We start from the raw sequence: 19,239 nt of genomic DNA on the forward strand, positions 1-19,239 counted from the left end.
CAACGCTGCAGCTCGAAAGACGACGGGTATTAAATACAGGTATCTGAATGGAAACGTTAGTAATTGCCTTAGGGGGCAATGCCCTGTTAAAGCGTGGCGCGGTGTTATCTGCAGAGAATCAATACCAGAGCATTGCGTTAATCGCCGATGCCATTGGCAAACTGGCCAAGAAATACCGCATCGCCATCGTGCACGGTAACGGCCCACAGGTGGGGCTGTTGGCGCTGCAGAACCTGGCCTATCGCGATGTTCCCCCTTACCCGCTGGACATTCTGGTGGCGGAAAGCCAGGGCATGATCGGTTATATGCTGGCCCAGCAGCTAGGGGCGTTCCATCCTGCCCAGCCGGTGTCCACGTTGCTGACTCGCGTCTTGGTAGACAGCGAAGATCCGGCGTATCGGGAACCCAGCAAATTTATCGGGCCGGTTTATGAGCCGCAGCAGCAAGCCGAGCTGGAGCAAAAATATGGCTGGAGCATGAAGCTGGATGGGAAATACCTGCGCCGGGTAGTGCCTTCCCCTGAACCAAAAAAGATTATCGATATTGAAGCCATCAATCTGCTGTTGGCGAAAAACCACATCGTGATTTGCAACGGCGGTGGCGGTGTTCCGATGGTGGCCAGCGCAGAGGGAATGGTCGGCAGCGAAGCGGTGATCGACAAGGATCTTGCCTCTGCGCTACTGGCCGAAGCCCTGGATGCCGATCACCTGGTGATCCTAACCGACGCGGACGCGGTGTATCAGCACTGGGGCACCCCGCAGCAAAAAGCCATTCGTTCGGCCACCACCCAAGAGCTGGCACCGATGGCGGTAGCCGATGGCTCGATGGGGCCAAAAATCATGGCGGTCAACCGCTTTGTGCAGCGTAGCGGCAAGGTGGCACATATCGGCGCTTTGCAAGACATCGAGTCGGTACTGGCAGGCACCGCGGGGACATTAATTACGCCGTAATACTGGATGGGCCTAGCGGCCCATCAACCAAGGGAAAATGAATATGCAAACTATAAAAACAGAGCGAATGCCCTATTGGATTAAAACCGTCGTGATCTTCTTCCTCGGCTGGGTCGTTATCTATGCCGGGCGTTCAGTTCTTAGCCCCATCATGCCGCAGATCCAAACCGAGTTCGGGTTGTCAAAAAGCCATTTGGGCTTAATCAGCAGCCTGTTCTTTCTGACCTACACCATTTTACAGGTGCCTGCGGGGCTATTGGGCGACCGCTTGGGCAGAAAACGTATTCTGGTCAGCGGCTTTATGCTGTTTGCGCTGTTTATCGCTGCCGTCAGCATCTCATCCAACTTTCTGATTTTCATCGTGCTGTGGATGCTGACCGGCGCTTCACAAGGCGTCTATTATGGCCCGCAGTATGCGCTTTCTTCCGAGGCCATCCCCAAGAAATGGATCACCTTGGGCAGTGCGGTGATCGGCAGTGGCATGTCGTTTGGTATCGCGTTGGGGTATTACCTTTCCAGCTTTATGATCGAGCATTTTCATACTTCGTGGAAGATGCCGTTCCTGGCGATGGCGGTACCGGTATTGATTGTGGCGCTGCTGATGCTGTTTTTCATTCGGGAAAAAGCACCGCAAAGTGCCAGCGATACTCCAGTAGCGACGGCAGCAAAGAGCGAATTCAGTTTTCTGGATCTGTTTAAAAACCGTAACCTGCTGATGGCCTACATCACCATCTTTTGTTCGATCTACGGCTTCTTCGTGATCATTACCTGGCTGCCGTATTATCTGCAAAAAGAGCGCGGCATGGATATCGTGCATGCTGCCAGCATCGCCTCTATCGTGCCGTGGATCTCGGTGTTGGGGACGCTGATTTGCAGCTATATCTCCGACAAACTGGGCCGCAGAAAACCGGTGGTGCTGTTTATGCTGCCTTTCTCACTGCTGGCGATCTTCGGCATCGTCTATTCCACCAGTGAAGCGGCGCTGATTGGCGTATTGGTGCTGTATGGCTTTATCGGCAAAATCAGCCTCAACCCGGTACTGATCGCACTGGTGGCAGACAACGCCCCGCGTGCCGCGCTCAGTACCGCTTTCGGGCTGTATAACTTCTTTGGTATGGCGGCGTCGATTTTTGCGCCTTACGTGACCGGCTTTATTGCCGACAGCACGGGGACGCTGAATGCGGGCTTCTATTTTGCCGCGATGATCACGGTGGTGGGCTTTATCGCCATGTTGTTTGTCAAAGAGGGGAAACCGGCGCAGGAGGCTTGATGTTTGATGCAGGGCGCAACCGTGCGGCTGCGCCCAAGTTCGATTAGTACAGCAATGAATACAGCTGGCGGCGATACTTGGCGGCCAGCGCATCGCCAGTCCCCAGTGCGGCCAGAATATCCATCAAGGTCTTGCGGGCGCTACCGTTAGCCGCCGCCAGATCCTTTTTCAGATGACCCATCAGTAATTCCAGCGCCTCTTCGTTACGGCCAACCTGATGTAACTGCAAGGCTAGTTGCACGGCCAGCTCGACGTTTTCCGGCTGTTGCTGAACCTGCTGTTGCAACTGCTGAATTTCCGGCGTATCGGCGGCCTGCTTCATCAACTCAATCTGCGCGACCAGGCCGAGGTAACGGGTATCACGATCCTGCAATGGGATAGTCGCCAGCACCGCTTCGGCATCATCCGTCTTGTTCAGGGCGATCTGGGTTTCAGCCAACGTCAGGCCGATATCGCTGCGCTGATTGCTGAGACTCCAGGCATCTTTCAGCAAAGGCAGAGCTTCTGCAGCACGGTCTTCCTGTAACAGTTCGGTGGCTTCTGCCAGCTTGAGGTCTTCGGCTTTTGGCAGGAAACGCTGCAGGAATTCGCGGATCATCTCTTCCGGCTGCGGCCCTTGGAAACCATCAACCGGCTGACCATCCTTGAACAGATAGACGGTTGGCAGGGAACGTAGGCCAAACTGGGCGGCGATTGCCTGCTCGGCATCGCAATCCACCTTCGCCAGAACGAACTGACCTGCGTATTCCGCTGCCAGTTTATCCAGTATCGGGGTGAGTTGCAGGCAGTGCTGGCTGCGATCTGACCAGAAGTAGAACAGCACCGGCTGGGACATGGACTGTTCCAGCGTTTGGTGCAGGTTAGTTTCGTTAATATCAACAACGGCTTGAGCTAGCATGGTTTCTCTCTAATCTGATCTTGCGGAGCCAATGTATTCTAGATGGGGGCAAAGCGGCGCGCTTCAACCCTTGGTCCCCGTTTGCTTAACCATTACTGCGCAATAGCCAGTCCAGCGCACGTCCCGGCAACAGGCGGCGCAGGATGCTCATGGTATGTGCCAGTAGGGTGACCGGATAGCGTAGCTTGGCTTTGGGACTTTCCAGCGCGTGGCGCAGCTTTGGTAACACCGCATCGGCAGGCAGCGTCAAACGCTTGGCGATGCTCGGGTTGTGCACCGGTTTATCGCTCTGCGCCTGATTGACGTTCTGGGTGAAGTGGGTTGTTAGCGGGCCTGGCTCGATCAGGCTGACCTGAATACCGCTGCCGTGTAACTCCATACGCAACGCATCTGACCAGGCTTCCAGCGCAAATTTGCTGGCGGCATAGGCCCCACGTCCGGCGCTGGAGATTAACCCCATCACCGAACTGGTCTGAATAATGCGCCCTTCGCCGTGCGGCATCATGGCTGGCAGTAGTAACTGGGTGAGCTGGTGGGTACCAAACAGGTTGGCGGAGAATTGCCGTTCCAACTGGTGGCGTGAAATCGAGCTGAGTGGGCCGTAAACGCCGAAACCGGCATTGTTGAACAGGCCGTACAGCCGCCCGTTGGTCAGCTCGATCACCTGTGCGGCGGCGCGTTCTACGCTGGCGCTATCGTCCAAATCCAGCTCAATGCCTTCCAACCCAAGCTGGCGCATATTTTCCACGTCTTCCGGTTTACGGCAGGCGGCCAGCACGCGATAGCCACGGTTACGCAGATCTTGCGCTGCAATCAGTCCTATCCCGCTGGAACAGCCGGTTATCAATACTGCTTTTTGCATAACTTTACCTAGTCGATAACCCTATTCAGTTAGACTCATGTTTAACTAGTGGTTCCAGCTGTTGCGCCATCCAGGTGGCGATAAACGGCTGGGCATCCTGATTGGGGTGCAATCCGTCATCCTGCATCCATTCCGGTTTGATCACCACCTGTTCCATATAAAACGGCAGCAGCGGAATGTTGAACTGCTTGGCCAACGCTGGATAGATCGCACCGAAGGCCTCGGTGTAGCGGCGGCCATAGTTTGGCGGAATATGAATTTGCATCAGCAGCGGTTTGGCACCGGCTTGCAAAACCAGCGTGATAATCTGGTTGAGATCGCGCTCGATATCCGCCGCTGGGAAGCCGCGCAGACCATCATTGGCACCCAGTTCGATCAGCACCCAGCGGGGCTGATGCTGCTTCAATAGTTCGGGCAAGCGTGCCAGCCCCTGAGCGGCGGTGTCGCCGCTGATACTGGCATTCACCACCTTCGGGTGGCCGGGCTGTTTCTGCCACTCATCGGCCAGGCGAGTTGCCCAGGCTTGCGCTACCGGCAACCGATAGCCAGCACTTAAACTGTCGCCTAAAATCAATAAGGTATCGGCCGCGACAGCACGTAAACTGAATAATCCCAACAGCAAAAGGAAGGGAAGATGCCAGCGGAAAACGTTCTTGAAGTTCATCATCTTAGTAAACACGTTGGTCAGGGTGAGCATCAGCTTACCATCCTTACCGGAGTCGAGCTGGTTGTCAAACCCGCACAGACAATTGCGCTGATCGGCGAGTCCGGTTCAGGCAAATCGACCTTGTTGGGCATCCTTGCCGGGCTGGACGACGGCAGCGAAGGAGAAGTTAGCCTGCTGGGGGAATCGTTGACCGCACTGGATGAAGAAGGGCGCGCCGCACTGCGGGCGAAAAATGTCGGTTTTGTGTTCCAGTCTTTCATGCTGGTCCCCACGCTGAATGCGTTGGAGAACGTGCAGCTACCGGCACTGCTGCGTGGCGAAAGCGATCGTCAAAGCCGTGACCAGGCGGTGCAACTGCTGGAACAGCTGGGGTTAGGCAAGCGTCTTAGCCACCTGCCAGCGCAACTTTCCGGCGGGGAGCAACAGCGTGTGGCGCTGGCACGGGCGTTCAGTGGTCGCCCACGGGTGCTGTTCGCCGATGAACCCACCGGCAACCTGGATCGCCAGACCGGTGAGCGCATTGCCGATCTGTTGTTCTCCCTCAACCGCGATTTCGCCACCACACTGATCCTGGTCACCCATGACGAGACCCTGGCGGCGCGCTGTCAGCGGCGGCTGCGCTTGCGTGAAGGCAAGCTGTGGGAGGAAGCATGATTTGGCGTTGGTTCTGGCGTGAATGGCGATCACCTTCGCTGCTGATCGTCTGGCTGGCGTTGACGCTGTCGGTCGCCTGCGTGCTGGCACTGGGCAGCATCAGCGATCGCATGGACAAAGGCTTGAGCCAGCAAAGCCGCGACTTTATCGCCGGGGATCGGGTATTGCGTACCGCGCACCCGGTGCCGGAAGGCTGGTTGCTCGATGCCCAGCAACAGGGGCTGAAAGTCAGCCGCCAGCTTTCTTTTACTACCATGACCTACGCAGGGGATCGTCCGCTACTGGCCAACGTCAAGGCTACCGATGCGGCCTATCCGCTGTATGGGCAGTTGGAAACCCTGCCAGCCCATCTCAAACCCATGCCGGGCAGCGTACTGGTGGCTCCGCGCCTGTTGGCATTATTGGATATCAAGGTCGGTGACAATCTGGAGGTGGGGGATACCACGTTACGCATCGCCGGTGAAATCGTGCAGGAGCCGGATTCCGGCTTTAATCCGTTCCAGACTGCCCCTGGTATTATCATCAACCTGGCGGACGTGGATAAAACCGGCGCGGTGCAGCCGGGCAGTCGCCTGACCTACCGTTATATGTTTGCCGGTACGCCAGCCGATATTCAACGTTATGAAGATCGCCTCAAACCGCAGCTCAAACCCGATCAGCGCTGGTATGGGCTGGAGGAGTCAGGCAGCGCGTTGGGCAAATCGCTACAGCGTTCTCAGCAGTTCCTGCTGCTTTCGGCGTTGCTGACCTTGCTGCTGTCGATTGCTGCCGTAGCAGTGGCGATGAGCCATTATTGCCGCAGCCGCTATGATCTGATTGCGGTATTGAAAACCTTGGGCGCTGGCAGAAAGGCGCTTAGCAAGCTGATTATTGGCCAGTGGCTGGCGGTACTGGTGTTGGCGGGAACCTGCGGCAGCGTGATTGGTCTCGGGTTTGAAGCGGTGCTGATCCGCTTGCTGGCACCGGTGTTGCCGGGGGAACTCCCTGCTGCCGGGGCTTGGCCATGGCTGTGGGCGATGGGGGCTCTGGTCATGATTTCGCTGCTGGTGGGGCTACGTCCGTACCGGCAATTGCTGGCGACTCAGCCACTGCGTGTTCTGCGCCGGGATGTGGTGGCCAACGTCTGGCCGCTGCGCTACTTCCTACCTGCTACTGCGGCGATTGTGGTCGGGCTGTTAACGGTATTGATGGGGGCAAGTACGCTACTGTGGGCCATTCTGGCCGGTATGGTGGTGCTGGCCTTGCTGCTGGGGGGAATTGGCTGGGGCAGTCTGTTGCTGCTGCGGCGTATCACGCTGAAAAATCTGGCGCTGCGGTTGGCGGTGAATCGCCTGTTGCATCAGCCTTGGGTGACGATCAGCCAGTTAGCGGCGTTCTCGCTGTCGTTTATGTTGTTGGCTCTGTTGCTGGTATTGCGTGGCGATCTCCTCGATCGCTGGCAACAGCAGTTACCGCCAGACAGCCCGAACTATTTCCTGCTGAATATGACCACGGTACAGGTTCCGCAGGTAAAAGCCTTCTTGCAACAGCATCAGCTGCATGAGGAAACCTTTTATCCTATCGTGCGTGTGCGCCTGTCGGAAATTAACCAGCAGGTGGCGACGGAGCGGGTGCATGAAGACGATCCGGGCGGCGAGGCGGTTAACCGTGAACTGAATCTGACTTGGCAAAGCGATCTGCCGGATCATAACCCGCTGACGGCAGGCACCTGGCCGCCGAAAACCGGTGAGGTCTCGATGGATGAAGGGATCGCCGGTCGGCTCAAGATCAAACTGGGCGATACCTTGACGTTCAGTGGCGATACCCAATCGTTCAGCGCCAAAGTCACCAGCCTGCGGCAGGTAGATTGGGAAAGCCTGAAGCCGAACTTCTACTTTATCTTCCCGCCGGGTGCATTGGACGGCCAGCCACAAACCTGGCTGACCAGCTTCCGCTACGACGGCGACGGCAAGGTGCTCACTCAGCTAAATCGCCAGTTCCCAACCCTCAGCCTGCTGGATATCGGTTCGATCCTCAAGCAGGTCGGCGGCGTGTTGCAGCAGGTGAGCAGGGCGCTGGAGGTGATGGTGGTGCTGGTGGTGATCTGCGGTGGTCTGCTGTTGCTGGCACAGGTACAGGTAGGGATGCGGCAGCGTAGGCAGGAACTGGTGGTCTACCGCACGCTAGGCGCTGGCAAACGCCTGCTGCGCGGTACGCTGTGGTGCGAGTTTGCCTTGCTGGGGCTGGTGGCCGGCATTGCGGCGGCGGTGGGTGCGGAGGCCGCGCTGTGGCTGTTGCAAACCAAGGTGTTCGACTTCCCGTGGGCACCTACGCCGGTGCTGTGGTGGGCGTTACCGCTGCTGAGTGCCTTGCTGCTCTCGCTGTGTGGCGGCTGGCTTGGTGTGCGCCTGCTGCGCGGCCGGGCGTTGTTCCGCAGCTACGAAGGTTAAACGGCGAATAAAAAAGGGTTCAGCGTGGCTGAACCCTCAATTTGCAGTTTTGAACGGATTATCCCAGCTTTTGCTGAGCCCAGGCCAAGCCACTTTGGTACTCGGCTGGCAGCAGCGGCGCTAACGCCTGCAACGCCTGTTGCAAAGAGGCTGCATCCGGATCGTTAAGGTTCAGATGACCCACCTTACGCCCCTCACGCACCTCTTTCTCATACCAGTGCAAATGCACCAGCGGTAGGGCCAGCCATTGCTGATTAACCGCCGTGCCAATCAGGTTGACCATCACCGAAGGCGTATTCACCACCGGCTTAGGCAGCGGTAGACCCAGGATGGCACGCAGATGCAGCTCAAATTGGCTGATAGACGCACCGTTCTGCGTCCAGTGGCCGCTGTTGTGGACACGCGGAGCCAGCTCATTGATCAACAGGCTGTCACCGACGATAAAGCACTCCATCGCCATCACACCCACGTAGTTCAACTCATCGAGGATCGCAGCCAACATTTGCTCGGCCTGCTGCTGCAACGCTGGGTTAGGTTTTGGCAGCGCTACACTGGTACGCAGGATGCCTTCTTCGTGCAGGTTATGGGTCAGCGGATAGAATACCGACTGGCCATCGTGACCACGGGCACCCACCAACGACACTTCACCAGAGAAATTAATCCCCTGCTCGACGATACATTCACCATAGTTATCCGCCGGTAACTCCGCTTCTTGACCAGGGCGCAAACGCCACTGACCGCGTCCGTCATAACCGCCGACGCGGCGTTTAACGATCGCCAACTCACCCAAGGTGGCAAACACCTGAGGCCACTCGCTAGCGTTTGCCAGCAATTGCCAAGGGGCGGTAGCTAGATGCAGTTGATCGAGCAGTTGTTTCTGTGTGAGTCGGTCGGCCAAACGCGGGAAAATATCGCGGTTGACGAAATTGTTGTGCGTCGCCAGCTCGCGGGTCAGAGCGGTTTCTGGCCAGCGCTCGATCTCTGCGGTGATCACTGCATTCTGATAGGGCACCGCTTCAGGCTCGGCATCCAGACCGACAGGATAAACTGCAATTCCCAGTGGCTCACCGGCCTGGCGCAGCATACGTCCTAACTGGCCGTTACCCAGTACGCAAACCGGCTTCATGCGTCCTCCCGTGGGTCTGGGTGGTTCAGCACCTCGTCGGTCTGGGCCTGACGCCACTGTGCTAATCGCTGTGCCAGCCCGGCATCGTGCAGCGCCAGAATTTGTGCTGCCAGCAACCCGGCGTTGGCCGCTCCGGCTTTACCGATGGCGAGAGTACCAACTGGAATGCCGCGTGGCATCTGCACGATGGAATACAGACTATCGACACCGCTTAACGCAGCGCTTTGTACCGGCACACCCAGCACCGGAACCAGCGTTTTGGCCGCCAGCATGCCTGGCAGATGCGCAGCACCCCCGGCACCGGCGATGATCACGTCAAAACCCATAGCCTTGGCGTGTTCGGCAAAGCTGAACAGCTTATCCGGCGTACGGTGGGCGGAGACAACTTCGACATGGAACGGGACATCCAGCGTGGTCAGAACTTCGGCCGCAGACTGCATAGTGGCCCAGTCACTTTTTGAACCCATTACGATTGCGATTTTAACCCCAGCGTTGGCGGCTGAAGTAGCGGTGGCTCCCATGAGTGCATGGCTCCTGTGATGTGGACAAACGTCGGCTGGCAGGCCGTATGAGGGCGTAGAGCATATCATGGGTACAAGGCGAGGAAAACGGTTGCGTCGACGGTTTTTGCCCTCAAAAGCAGGAAAACGGCCTAGAAGGGGAACTCGATCAGTTCGACGGCGTCTGCCGTGACTTTAATCATTGAGCCTTGTGTATGCCAGGCTCCTAACACCGCGCGATGGGCTTCACCGTTAGGTAATGCCAGCGGATGGATTGCCGGGCGATGGGTGTGGCCGTGGATCATCCAGAGGACGTTGTGGCGCAACATGGCCTGCTCAACGGCCTGCGGGTTGACGTCCATAATTGCGGTGGATTTGTATTGGTTGCTTTGCTGGCTGCGTGCGCGCATTTTTGCGGCAATCTTCAACCGCCAGCGCAGAGGGAGCGCCAGAAAAGCGCGTTGGATCCAGGTGTTATGAACTTTCTTGCGGAATTCTTGATAGGCCTGATCGTCGGTGCATAGGGTATCGCCATGCAGGATCAGGATCTTGCGGCCATACAGCTCGACGACTTGTTCTTCGGGTAGCAGGCTCATGCCGCTCTGCTTGGCAAAGCGCTTACCCAACAGGAAATCGCGGTTGCCGTGAATGAAGTAGCAGGGTACTCCGGCTTGGTGCAACGCCTTTAGTGCGGCGGCAATTTCGTGATGCAACGGCTCGGGGTCGTCATCACCAATCCAGGCTTCAAACAGATCGCCCAGGATATATAACGCATCGGCGTGAACGGCTTCACGCTGCAAAAAACGCAGAAAACCGGCAGTAATTGCCGGTTCCTGTGCGCATAGATGCAGGTCTGCGATGAACAGCGTGCTCATGCAGCCGCGATTACTCGCTGACGGTAACGCTGGTGATCACTACATCTTCAACTGGTACATCCTGGTGCATGCCGCTGCGGCCAGTTTTTACCGCTTTGATCTTCTCGACCACGTCCATGCCTTCTGCGACTTCGGCAAATACGCAGTAACCCCAACCCTGGGCGTTTTCAGCACGGAAGTTCAGGAAGTCGTTATCAACCACGTTGATGAAGAACTGGGCGGTAGCAGAGTGTGGATCGTTGGTACGAGCCATTGCCAGGGTGCCACGGGTGTTTTTCAGGCCGTTGTTGGCTTCGTTCTTGATGGTTGCTTTGGTGTCTTTCTGATGCATACCAGGTTCAAAACCACCGCCCTGAACCATAAAGCCGTTGATAACACGGTGGAAGATGGTGTTGTTGTAGAAGCCTTCACGGCAGTAGTTCAGGAAGTTCTCAACGGTAACCGGAGCCTTGTCAGCAAAGGTCTTGATAACGATATCGCCGTGATTGGTGTGGAAAGTAACCATAGTTTTAGTCCTAGCAAGATGAAATGAGCTGTCACATAGGAAGGCGTGTGAGCAATCAGACCGACTTTATAACATATCTCCATTAATCAGTCAGCAGTGGCTAGAGTGGCAGTTCCACAGCAGAAATACACGTGTAGTCATCTTGATCTGGCTTAGGTTAATTCCTATCCCACACAATTTTCTGCCGATCAATTCAGCAATCCTTGGGCTTGACCTTGCAATAGAACAGCCTTCGGGTTTCAATATGCGGATATGTTTGTTATCACGCACACCACGGACAGCCCTGATGCTAAAGATATTTAATACCCTGAGTCGTCAAAAAGAGGAATTTAAGCCCATTCATGCCGGTAAAGTCGGTATGTACGTGTGCGGGGTAACCATTTATGACCTGTGTCATATCGGCCACGGGCGTACTTTTGTCGCTTTCGACGTGGTAGCGCGTTATCTGCGTTATCTCGGCTATTCGCTGAACTACGTGCGTAACGTGACCGACGTAGACGATAAAATCATCCGCCGCGCGGCAGAAAACGGCGAAACCTGCGATCAACTGACCACGCGTATGCTGGCAGAGATGCACGCCGATTTTGATTCGCTGCTGATCGAACGCCCGGATCAGGAGCCGCGTGCCACCCATCACATCGAAGAAATCATCGAAATCACCCAACGTCTGTTGGCGCGCGATCATGCCTATGTGGCCAGCAACGGCGACGTGATGTTCTCTATCGATAGCGATCCGCAATACGGCCTGCTGTCTCGCCAGGATCTGGAGCAGTTGCAAGCCGGTGCGCGCGTGGAAATCGACGACGTGAAGCGCAATCCGATGGACTTCGTGCTGTGGAAGATGTCCAAGCCAGGCGAACCAAGTTGGGAATCACCTTGGGGCCCTGGCCGCCCAGGCTGGCATATCGAATGCTCGGCCATGAACTGCAAACAGCTTGGCACCCATTTTGACATTCACGGCGGTGGCTCCGATCTGATGTTCCCGCACCACGAGAACGAGATTGCCCAATCCAGCTGCGCGCATGATGGCCCGTACGTCAATTACTGGATGCATTCCGGGATGGTGATGATCGATAGAGAGAAGATGTCCAAGTCATTGAACAACTTCTTTACCATCCGTGACGTGCTGGGTTATTACGACGCCGAAACCGTGCGTTACTTCCTGATGTCTGGCCACTACCGCAGCCAACTGAACTACAGCGAAGATAACCTCAAGCAGGCGCGTGCCTCGCTGGAACGTTTATACACCGCACTGCGTGGCACCGATGCCAATGCTCAACCCGCTGGTGGTGAAGTGTTTGAAGCTCGCTTCCGTGAGGCGATGGACGACGACTTTAACACCCCAGAAGCCTATTCTGCGTTGTTCGACTTGGCACGTGAAGTAAACCGCCTGAAGAGCGAGGACATGGCGGCGGCGAATGGATTGGCGGCAGAGCTGCGTAAACTCGCTAAGGTGCTGGGTCTGCTGCAACAGGAACCTGAGCAGTTCCTGCAAGGCGGCGCGCAAGCGGATGACTCGGAGGTGGCAGAGATCGAGGCGTTGATCAAACAGCGTAACGACGCACGTGCTGCCAAAGACTGGGCGCTGGCAGATGCCGCTCGCGATCGGTTGAACGAGATGAATATCGTGCTGGAAGATGGGCCGCAGGGGACTAGCTGGCGCCGTAAGTAAGCTATACCCGTCGTCTTTCAAGCTGCAGCGTTGTTACCTGCACATAGCTATTCGGCCCATCCGTAGGCCTCCCCCCTGCGGGGCCGCTGTGTACAGCGTTCAAATCTGTTCCCGACAGATTTGTCACCCCAGTCACTTACCCAAAAGTAAGCTCCTGGGGATGAGTAAGCTTGTCGCCTAGCTGCAACTTGAAATCCATAGGGTATAAATATTCGTAGAAAATCCGGGGCTTCCCGGTTTTTTTATGCCCTAAGCATGGGCTTCGCTGAGCAGCCGCTGGTTGATGTAATCAATGGCTTGCTGCGGATCCATTATCTTGTTCACGACGTTGGTGACGCCCTGGCCGATAATGATCTCCGCATGGCGCAGGTTGAACAGCTCGCCCTGTAAACCCCTGGATTCACGGATGCCGGTACTAGGGTCATCCCGTAGCAAATTGAACCACGGATAAAGATGCAGAATGCGCTGGTTCTGATAGATGCTGCGGTGGGCGCTGTTACCGCCCAAAAGCACCAGATGCTCGGTAATTTCAGCCGAATACAGCCAACGGAAGAACTGCGCTACCTGCACCTTCTTATCACTGAAACGAGACATGCCTAACGAACCACCGCCCATCTGTGGGATGTTGCCCGGAACCGGCGCGTAACCAATTGCCGGTGATAGAGGGCTGTGGGCAACGTCGTTGAACAGATTCATATACATGATCAACATTGCCAGCTGACCTTGCTCAAACTGGGCCACCGCAGCGTTCCACCATTCACTGTTCAGATTGGTGGTGACGGTAAGCTGTTGCTGATATTGCCGCAACGCCTCGATGGCGAATTCTGCCTCCAGTTGCACCGGTTTGTCTTGGTGCACTAGCCGCCCACCTAACGCGTAATAGCGCAGCAGATACTCGGTAGCAATTAACCCGGAACTACCGAGAGTCGTTGATGAACCTATCGGACGCTGCGGGTTACCGGGTTGATGAGTCGCCGTGAAAAAGGCCGTAATGTCATCAAACTCGTCGAAACTGGTCGGGATCTTCAGCTCTTTGCCCGATTTCTCATAGAACATGCGTTTGACCGTGGGGTCTTCGAACAGATCGCGGCGATAGAACAGCAACTGGGTGCTAGCATCAAACGGTAACGCATAGGCTTTGCCATCGATCAGGCTGAAATGATGGCCAATTTCAGCCGAGAAGTTTTCCAGCAGTTCTGGTAGCTCTGGCGCGATCTCTGCCAACGGCGTGAGGGCCTTTGCCGCAAACCAGGGGAGGCAGGCCATATCGATACGCAGTAAATCGTAATAAGGATGCAGATGCAGATTCGAGAGGATCTCAAACACTTCATCATAAGGATAAACCGCGAGATTAACCTTGATGCCGGTCTGGCGATAGAAATGCGGCAACAGCTTCTTTAACGCATCGGTGGATGGGCTAGGCAGGATCAGCATGTTCAGCGTTTCACCCTGCTCAGAAACGGCGGGCATGGGTTGAACGTCGAGAGCAAAACCACGGCTATCCAGTATCTGCTCATCGGCTAGTGTTACCAATCCGCAGATATACCGGGCGATTTCCAGGCCCAGCCGGGCGTAATCCATCTGGTAGTGGTACTGATTGGCTACCACGGCAGGTTCGTTATCGCTGAGCTGCCAGATCGGCGGGCAGGGGGCAGCGCTACCCAGATAGGCCGCCTGCGTCAGGCAACGGGCTTTTTCACTGTCTTGAGCAATCAGTATTTGTGGCGGCTGGCCGGCAAAAAAAGCAAAAGCGGCGGTGTGACATTCACTGGCCGGTGACGGAACGATCGTTAACTGGGTCGATGGGCTTAACTGCGCCAACGTATCTTTCAATGCATCGACAAAACACTGGCCGTTGGTATAAGCGAGTGGCTCACAAAGCACGCCAACGTGCGTGGGTTGTTCGCGGGCGATTTCGCTAGCAATGTCTTGGCCCGCCTGGCAAAAGTTCAGGTTGAATGTGGCCTTAGCCTGCGCTGGATGACGGTAGACAAACAGGATCTGCTCCGCTGGCAGCCGCAGCGCCTGATAATAGCTTTCGCTGTCGGCAAGGCAGGAGACCGTAACGATGGTTTGGTAGGATTTTGCGGCCAGCGTCTGCAAGATATCCCTTTCAGCTGAGGGCAGATCGTTGGTAACGTACAGATCCAGATCGCCTGGGAAAGCAGATCGTAACGATTGCTGAAGCCCGCGGTAGAGCTGGTGATACTGCTCGCTGTTGATATCGGGCAGGATCAGTGCAACGCCACTGCTTTTGCTGGCGCGTAGCGACTGCGCCTGGGCATTGATCTGATAACCCATTTGCTGGGCAGCCTGTTTGACCGCTTCGATCTTTTCAACGCTGACATTGCCGCGCCCGTTGAGCACGTTGGAAGCGGTGCCGTGTGATACCCCCGCCAGCTTCGCTATATCCTTGATAGTTGCCATTTTCCCACCGCTTTGAGCCGCCTGTTTTGATGCTAACACCGGCATGGTCGCTTCGCTATCTCGATTTCTATCCAAGCATAAAAGTTGGATCGTTCCATAATTAAATGACTGTTATTCGTACTTAATTAAACCGATATCACAAAATTGATGAATAACGTAATAATGACCAGTTATTATTTTTAGTTAATTGATTTTAATAAATATTAAATTAAGTTTTTGAAGCCGATCACCAATATGCATTGCAGTGTTAACCGTTTTTTGGTCTCAGGATTAATATTGACACGTTCCAAAATCACCTTCGTGGTTCACCTTAACGAAGGCGATAGGAACGATAGGTCAGTAATGTACTGAATAAAAAGGATAAAAAATGAAAATACATTTCCTGGGATCGGCTGCCTCTGAAGGGATCCCCAATCCGTTTTGCCGCTGTGAACATTGCCAACAGGCCCGTTCTCTCAAGGGGAAAGATCTGCGTACCCACTCTTCGGCGATTATTGATGATGTGATGTTGATCGATGTCGCCCCGGAGTTCAGCCAACAGTTGTTGCGTGATGGGCTGGACGCAAGTGGCTTCACCGACCTGCTGTTTACCCACACCCATCCAGACCATTTCAACGTCGGTGAGCTGTTTAGCCGCATGGAGGGCTACGGCTTCGATATCGACCATCCATTGGAGATTTTTGGTAACGACCGGGCGATCAACGGCTGTGCTGCGGTACTACCGGGTTACAGCAAACAGCGTTTTGGTTTCCACTGCCTGGTGCCTTTTGTCACCGTAGAAAGCCATGGCTACAAGATCACTCCGCTGCTGGCCAACCACGCCAAGTGGGAGCTGTGCTACGTGTATGTGATCGAAAAAGACGGCCAGACGATTTTTTATGGCCATGATTCTGGCTGGTTCCCAGAACTCACCTGGCAGTGGCTACAGGGCAAAGCGCTGGATTTGGTGGTGCTGGAATGCACTTACGGTTTCAACGGCGACGATCGCACCGACAACCATATGAGCCTGGAAACCGTGTTTGCCGCCCAAGAGAAGCTGCGTGCGATGGAGTGCCTGCATTCCGGCAGCCAGATCGTGGTGTCGCATATTTCTCACAGTGGCAAGTTGCTGCATGAGGAACTGGTGGCGGCCTGCCGCGATAAAAACATCACCGTTGCGTATGACGGCCTGACCATTAACGTGGCATAGGGGGAGATCTCATGGACTTTAACAAGACTCCTCGCCTGCTGATCATGATGTTTGTGCAGTATTTCATGCAGGGTGCCTGGAATATGACGATGGGCCTGGTGCTGAGCACCTACGGCATGGCCGCCATTATCGGTTCATCATATGCGTTGCTGGGATTGGCAACGATACTCTCGCCGCTGTTTATCGGCATGGTTGCAGACCGCTTCTTTGCTTCGCAGAAAGTCATGGCGATCCTGCACCTGATCAACGCCGGGGTGATCCTGTGTGTACCGCAGTTTATCGAGGCGCAGGACACCACCATGACGTTGGTGATGATCTTCCTGGTCGGGTTGCTGTTCTATCCAACCACCGCGCTGGCCAACAGCATCAGCTTTAGCCATATTAACGGCGTGAAGTACTTCCCGGTGATCCGCGTGTTTGGCACCTTCGGCTTTATGGCGATAGGTTTCATCATCGGGCAGATGGGATATTCCGGCGATACCATGACCTGGTACATTGCTTCGGCCGCTGGGGTGGCATTGGGGCTGTACTGCTTTACCTTGCCGGATACACCGCCGAAGGCCAAGGGCAGCACCTTCACCCTGCGCGATCTGCTGTGCCTGGATGCGCTGTCGTTATTTAAAGATCGTAACTTCTCCATTCTGATGCTGAGCATCTTTGTGTTGATGATCCCCAAAACCGCCTATTCCGCCTATATACCTGTGTTCCTGAAAGCGCTCGGGTTTGATAATGCCGCCTCCATGATGCAGGTAGGGATCGCCTGTGAAGTGGTGTTTATGTTCCTGCTTTCGTTCTTCTTACTGAAAGCTGGCTTCAAGGTGACGTTGATGATGGGCGCAGTGTGCTGGATCATCCGCTCGGTGCTGTTCTCTCAGGCTGCTCTTGACGCCAACATGACGTTTGTCCTGATTGGCCTGATGCTGCAAGGCTTCTGCTGGGACTTCTTCTTTACGGTGGGGGATATCTATGTTGACCGTAAAGCACGGCCCGAAATCAAAGCCCAGGCACAGAGTCTGCGCTTTATCGTCTCCAATGGTTTTGGCTTGCTGTTCGCTTCCACCATTTGCGGCCAGATCTTCAACAACACCGTGACAGAGCAGGGGCCGCAGGCGTTACCGCAGTGGGAAAGCTTCTGGCTGTTCTCGGCGATTATCGCCGCCGTTGTCTCGGTCTTCTTCTTTATTTTCTTCAAGGACGATCTTTCTAAACAGAAAACACCGGCGGCAATGAAACCCGCGCAGCAATAGGAAGCAACATGGACAGCTGGTTATCGGTGCTGGGCGGGTTGGGGCCGCTCCATCTGGCGACGGTAGGCAAGATAGTCGCGGCGTTTGTTCTGGGGGGCGTGATTGGCTTGGAACGTGAATCCAAGGGCAAGCCCGTTGGGTTTAAAACCTGCGTGATTATTGCCGTCGCCAGCTGTGTATTAACGGTGGTATCGATTCAGTCTGCGGAGTATTACGCCGAGATATCCGTCAATATTCGCAGCGATCCTATGCGGTTGGCCGCACAGATTATCAGTGGGGTGGGCTTCCTGGGCGCAGGGGTGATCTTGCACCGCCGTGATGACGCCATCTCCGGTCTGACGACCGCCGCGATCGTTTGGGCATCGGCGGGCGTGGGGATTGCCTGCGGAGCCAGTTTTTATTTGCACGCCCTATTGGCTACCGCGCTATTTTTACTGGCGATAAAAATCAGCCCCTATATTTTCCTGCTGCAATCGAGGAATCAATATCTGGGGAAGGTCAAAGTACGGCTGATACTCGATGAGCAGGCAGGGTTAGCCAGTTTGATGGCCCAGCTTAACCAGCAGAGAAACCTGATCGATGCGATGACAATACGTGACGTCAAGAAACACAAGATCGAAGTTAACTTTAAGCTAACGGTAAGGAAAAGGACGACCCTGGACGAACTGTATGGCACGTTGCGCGCGATGCAACACGTGTGCTTCGTTGCATTGGAGCATTAACGGGTTTTGGTGGATCAAAAATGCCGGGTAGCTTAGCCGACCCGGCATTTTTTTCCTGGCGGTTGAACAATCAGGCTTTAACCGTGACGTTCATGCCTTTGTAGCTGACCTTCTGGCCATCAACGATCTTGCAGCGCTTACGCGTTTCGACCTGACCGTTTACCTTGACCTGCCCTTCGGCGATCACTTCTTTGGCGGCACCGCCGCTGTCACACCAGCCCTGGAACTTCAGCAGATCGCACAGTTCGACATGAGGGTGACCTTCCAGATTGAAAATTTCCATACTGCCTTAACTTAGTTAGGTTGAACGTCGTGAAATTCCTCGCAGGCTTGCAAGGTATTTTGGATCAGTGTAGCAACGGTCATGGGGCCGACGCCACCTGGAACCGGAGTAATGTAGGCCGCGTGTTGGCTTGCGGCTTCGAAGTCTACGTCACCGACTACTTTACCACTTTCCAAACGATTGATGCCGACATCGATCACAATCGCACCCGGTTTGATCCAATCACCGGGAATAAAGCCCGGCTTGCCCACCGCGACGATCAACAGATCGGCATTTTCGACGTGGTGACGCAGGTTCTTGGTAAAGCGGTGTGTGACGGTGGTAGTACAGCCAGCCAGCAGCAGCTCCATACTCATCGGGCGGCCAACGATGTTGGAAGCGCCCACCACCACGGCGTTCAGGCCGTAGGTATCGATGTTATAGCGTTCCAGCAGGGTGACGATGCCGCGTGGGGTGCAAGGGCGCAGTTTGGGCGCACGCTGGCACAGGCGGCCGACGTTGTAAGGGTGGAAACCGTCCACGTCTTTATCCGGACTGATGCGCTCCAGCACCTTCACGTTATCAATGCCCGCAGGCAAAGGGAGTTGCACCAGAATGCCGTCAATTTCTTTATCGGCGTTTAATTTGTCAATCAAGGCTAGCAGTTCAGGTTCGGTAGTGAAGGCAGGCAGATCGTAAGAGCGGGAGATAAAGCCCACTTCCTCACAGGCCTTGCGCTTGCTGGCGACATAAATCTGCGAAGCCGGATTCTCACCAACCAGCACCACCGCCAGGCCCGGCGCACGCTTGCCTGCCGCCAGACGTTGTTTCACTTGCTCAGCCACTTCGTTTCTAACCTGCTGCGCAATCGTTTTGCCATCAATAATCTTTGCTGCCATCAGTGAGGAAATCCATCATTTAAGAAAAGCGGGAGATGGCGCTATTTTGGCAGAAGAGAGGCGCGCTGTCAGGCTTTGGATCGGG

General features: G+C 55.3%; 18 protein-coding genes. 8 read left to right on the forward strand and 10 right to left on the reverse strand.

Annotated elements, in window-relative coordinates:
* Positions 1-47 precede the first annotated feature (47 nt).
* Together KAJ71_RS05440 and KAJ71_RS05445 are read left to right on the forward strand one after the other, a co-directional pair.
* Entirely contained in the window at positions 48-950 is a 903-nt protein-coding gene (locus tag KAJ71_RS05440) for a carbamate kinase (protein WP_248944754.1), read from the forward strand.
* A 43-nt stretch (positions 951-993) separates the two neighbouring features.
* Positions 994-2,220, forward strand: coding sequence for an MFS transporter (locus KAJ71_RS05445; RefSeq protein WP_248944755.1), 1,227 nt, complete (start codon positions 994-996; stop codon positions 2,218-2,220).
* A gap of 43 nt (positions 2,221-2,263) precedes the next feature.
* On the opposite strand, the gene KAJ71_RS05450 is transcribed toward KAJ71_RS05445, so the two are convergent.
* The 3 genes from KAJ71_RS05450 to tesA form a co-directional block, all read right to left on the reverse strand.
* On the reverse strand, positions 2,264-3,118 hold the full coding sequence (locus tag KAJ71_RS05450) for a co-chaperone YbbN (protein ID WP_021805422.1): 855 nt from the start codon (positions 3,116-3,118) through the stop codon (positions 2,264-2,266).
* Positions 3,119-3,203: 85 nt separating this feature from the next.
* Positions 3,204-3,980, reverse strand: a complete 777-nt coding sequence (locus KAJ71_RS05455; protein WP_248944756.1) for an SDR family oxidoreductase — start codon at positions 3,978-3,980, stop codon at positions 3,204-3,206.
* Positions 3,981-4,005: 25 nt separating this feature from the next.
* Positions 4,006-4,644, reverse strand: coding sequence for a multifunctional acyl-CoA thioesterase I/protease I/lysophospholipase L1 (gene tesA, locus KAJ71_RS05460; RefSeq protein ID WP_248944971.1), 639 nt, complete (start codon positions 4,642-4,644; stop codon positions 4,006-4,008).
* On the opposite strand from tesA, the gene ybbA reads away from it, so the two are divergent.
* Positions 4,615-5,301 (forward strand): putative ABC transporter ATP-binding protein YbbA, encoded by a 687-nt coding sequence (gene ybbA / locus KAJ71_RS05465; protein ID WP_024486093.1) that lies wholly within the window; start codon positions 4,615-4,617, stop codon positions 5,299-5,301. The genes tesA and ybbA overlap by 30 nt on opposite strands.
* Positions 5,298-7,730 carry a putative ABC transporter permease subunit YbbP gene (ybbP, locus tag KAJ71_RS05470; RefSeq protein WP_248944757.1) on the forward strand — a complete coding sequence of 811 codons (2,433 nt, stop codon included), beginning with the start codon at positions 5,298-5,300 and terminating at the stop codon, positions 7,728-7,730. The genes ybbA and ybbP overlap by 4 nt, the downstream gene beginning before the upstream one ends.
* A gap of 58 nt (positions 7,731-7,788) precedes the next feature.
* Here the strand turns inward: ybbP and purK are convergent, their stop codons facing one another.
* The 4 genes from purK to ppiB all read right to left on the reverse strand — a co-directional run bounded on the left by purK (position 7,789) and on the right by ppiB (position 10,736).
* Complete coding sequence (gene purK, locus KAJ71_RS05475) at positions 7,789-8,856, reverse strand: 5-(carboxyamino)imidazole ribonucleotide synthase (RefSeq protein WP_248944758.1); 1,068 nt, start codon at positions 8,854-8,856, stop codon at positions 7,789-7,791.
* Complete coding sequence (gene purE, locus KAJ71_RS05480; RefSeq protein WP_024486090.1) at positions 8,853-9,377, reverse strand: 5-(carboxyamino)imidazole ribonucleotide mutase; 525 nt, start codon at positions 9,375-9,377, stop codon at positions 8,853-8,855. Before purE ends, purK begins: the two co-directional genes overlap by 4 nt.
* A gap of 131 nt (positions 9,378-9,508) precedes the next feature.
* Positions 9,509-10,231, reverse strand: a complete 723-nt coding sequence (locus KAJ71_RS05485; protein WP_248944759.1) for a UDP-2,3-diacylglucosamine diphosphatase — start codon at positions 10,229-10,231, stop codon at positions 9,509-9,511.
* Between the two features lie 10 nt (positions 10,232-10,241).
* The gene (gene ppiB, locus KAJ71_RS05490; protein WP_248944760.1) at positions 10,242-10,736 is read right to left on the reverse strand and encodes a peptidylprolyl isomerase B; all 495 of its coding nucleotides are present in this window, start codon (positions 10,734-10,736) and stop codon (positions 10,242-10,244) included.
* A 286-nt stretch (positions 10,737-11,022) separates the two neighbouring features.
* Here ppiB and cysS point away from each other — a divergent pair, with 286 nt between their 5' ends.
* Positions 11,023-12,408, forward strand: coding sequence for a cysteine--tRNA ligase (cysS, locus tag KAJ71_RS05495; RefSeq protein ID WP_024528446.1), 1,386 nt, complete (start codon positions 11,023-11,025; stop codon positions 12,406-12,408).
* Between the two features lie 249 nt (positions 12,409-12,657).
* Here cysS and KAJ71_RS05500 read toward each other — a convergent pair whose 3' ends face one another.
* Positions 12,658-14,835: an extracellular solute-binding protein gene (locus tag KAJ71_RS05500; RefSeq protein ID WP_248944762.1), complete on the reverse strand. Its 2,178-nt coding sequence runs from the start codon at positions 14,833-14,835 to the stop codon at positions 12,658-12,660.
* A gap of 367 nt (positions 14,836-15,202) precedes the next feature.
* Here KAJ71_RS05500 and KAJ71_RS05505 point away from each other — a divergent pair, with 367 nt between their 5' ends.
* From KAJ71_RS05505 to KAJ71_RS05515, 3 genes are read left to right on the forward strand one after another with little or no spacing between them, the layout of a single operon-like run.
* A complete protein-coding gene (locus KAJ71_RS05505) occupies positions 15,203-16,024 on the forward strand; it encodes an MBL fold metallo-hydrolase (protein ID WP_248944763.1) in 822 nt (273 codons plus the stop codon).
* Between the two features lie 11 nt (positions 16,025-16,035).
* The gene (locus tag KAJ71_RS05510) at positions 16,036-17,271 is read left to right on the forward strand and encodes an MFS transporter (protein ID WP_248944765.1); all 1,236 of its coding nucleotides are present in this window, start codon (positions 16,036-16,038) and stop codon (positions 17,269-17,271) included.
* 8 nt (positions 17,272-17,279) lie between these two features.
* The gene (locus tag KAJ71_RS05515) at positions 17,280-17,993 is read left to right on the forward strand and encodes an MgtC/SapB family protein (protein ID WP_248944766.1); all 714 of its coding nucleotides are present in this window, start codon (positions 17,280-17,282) and stop codon (positions 17,991-17,993) included.
* A 70-nt stretch (positions 17,994-18,063) separates the two neighbouring features.
* Here the strand turns inward: KAJ71_RS05515 and ybcJ are convergent, their stop codons facing one another.
* Complete coding sequence (ybcJ, locus tag KAJ71_RS05520; RefSeq protein ID WP_021180059.1) at positions 18,064-18,276, reverse strand: ribosome-associated protein YbcJ; 213 nt, start codon at positions 18,274-18,276, stop codon at positions 18,064-18,066.
* An 11-nt stretch (positions 18,277-18,287) separates the two neighbouring features.
* Positions 18,288-19,154, reverse strand: a complete 867-nt coding sequence (folD, locus tag KAJ71_RS05525) for a bifunctional methylenetetrahydrofolate dehydrogenase/methenyltetrahydrofolate cyclohydrolase FolD (protein WP_248944767.1) — start codon at positions 19,152-19,154, stop codon at positions 18,288-18,290.
* Positions 19,155-19,239: the final 85 nt, after the last annotated feature.

Source organism: Serratia silvae, from assembly GCF_023282985.1.
Taxonomy (GTDB): domain Bacteria; phylum Pseudomonadota; class Gammaproteobacteria; order Enterobacterales; family Enterobacteriaceae; genus Chania; species Chania silvae.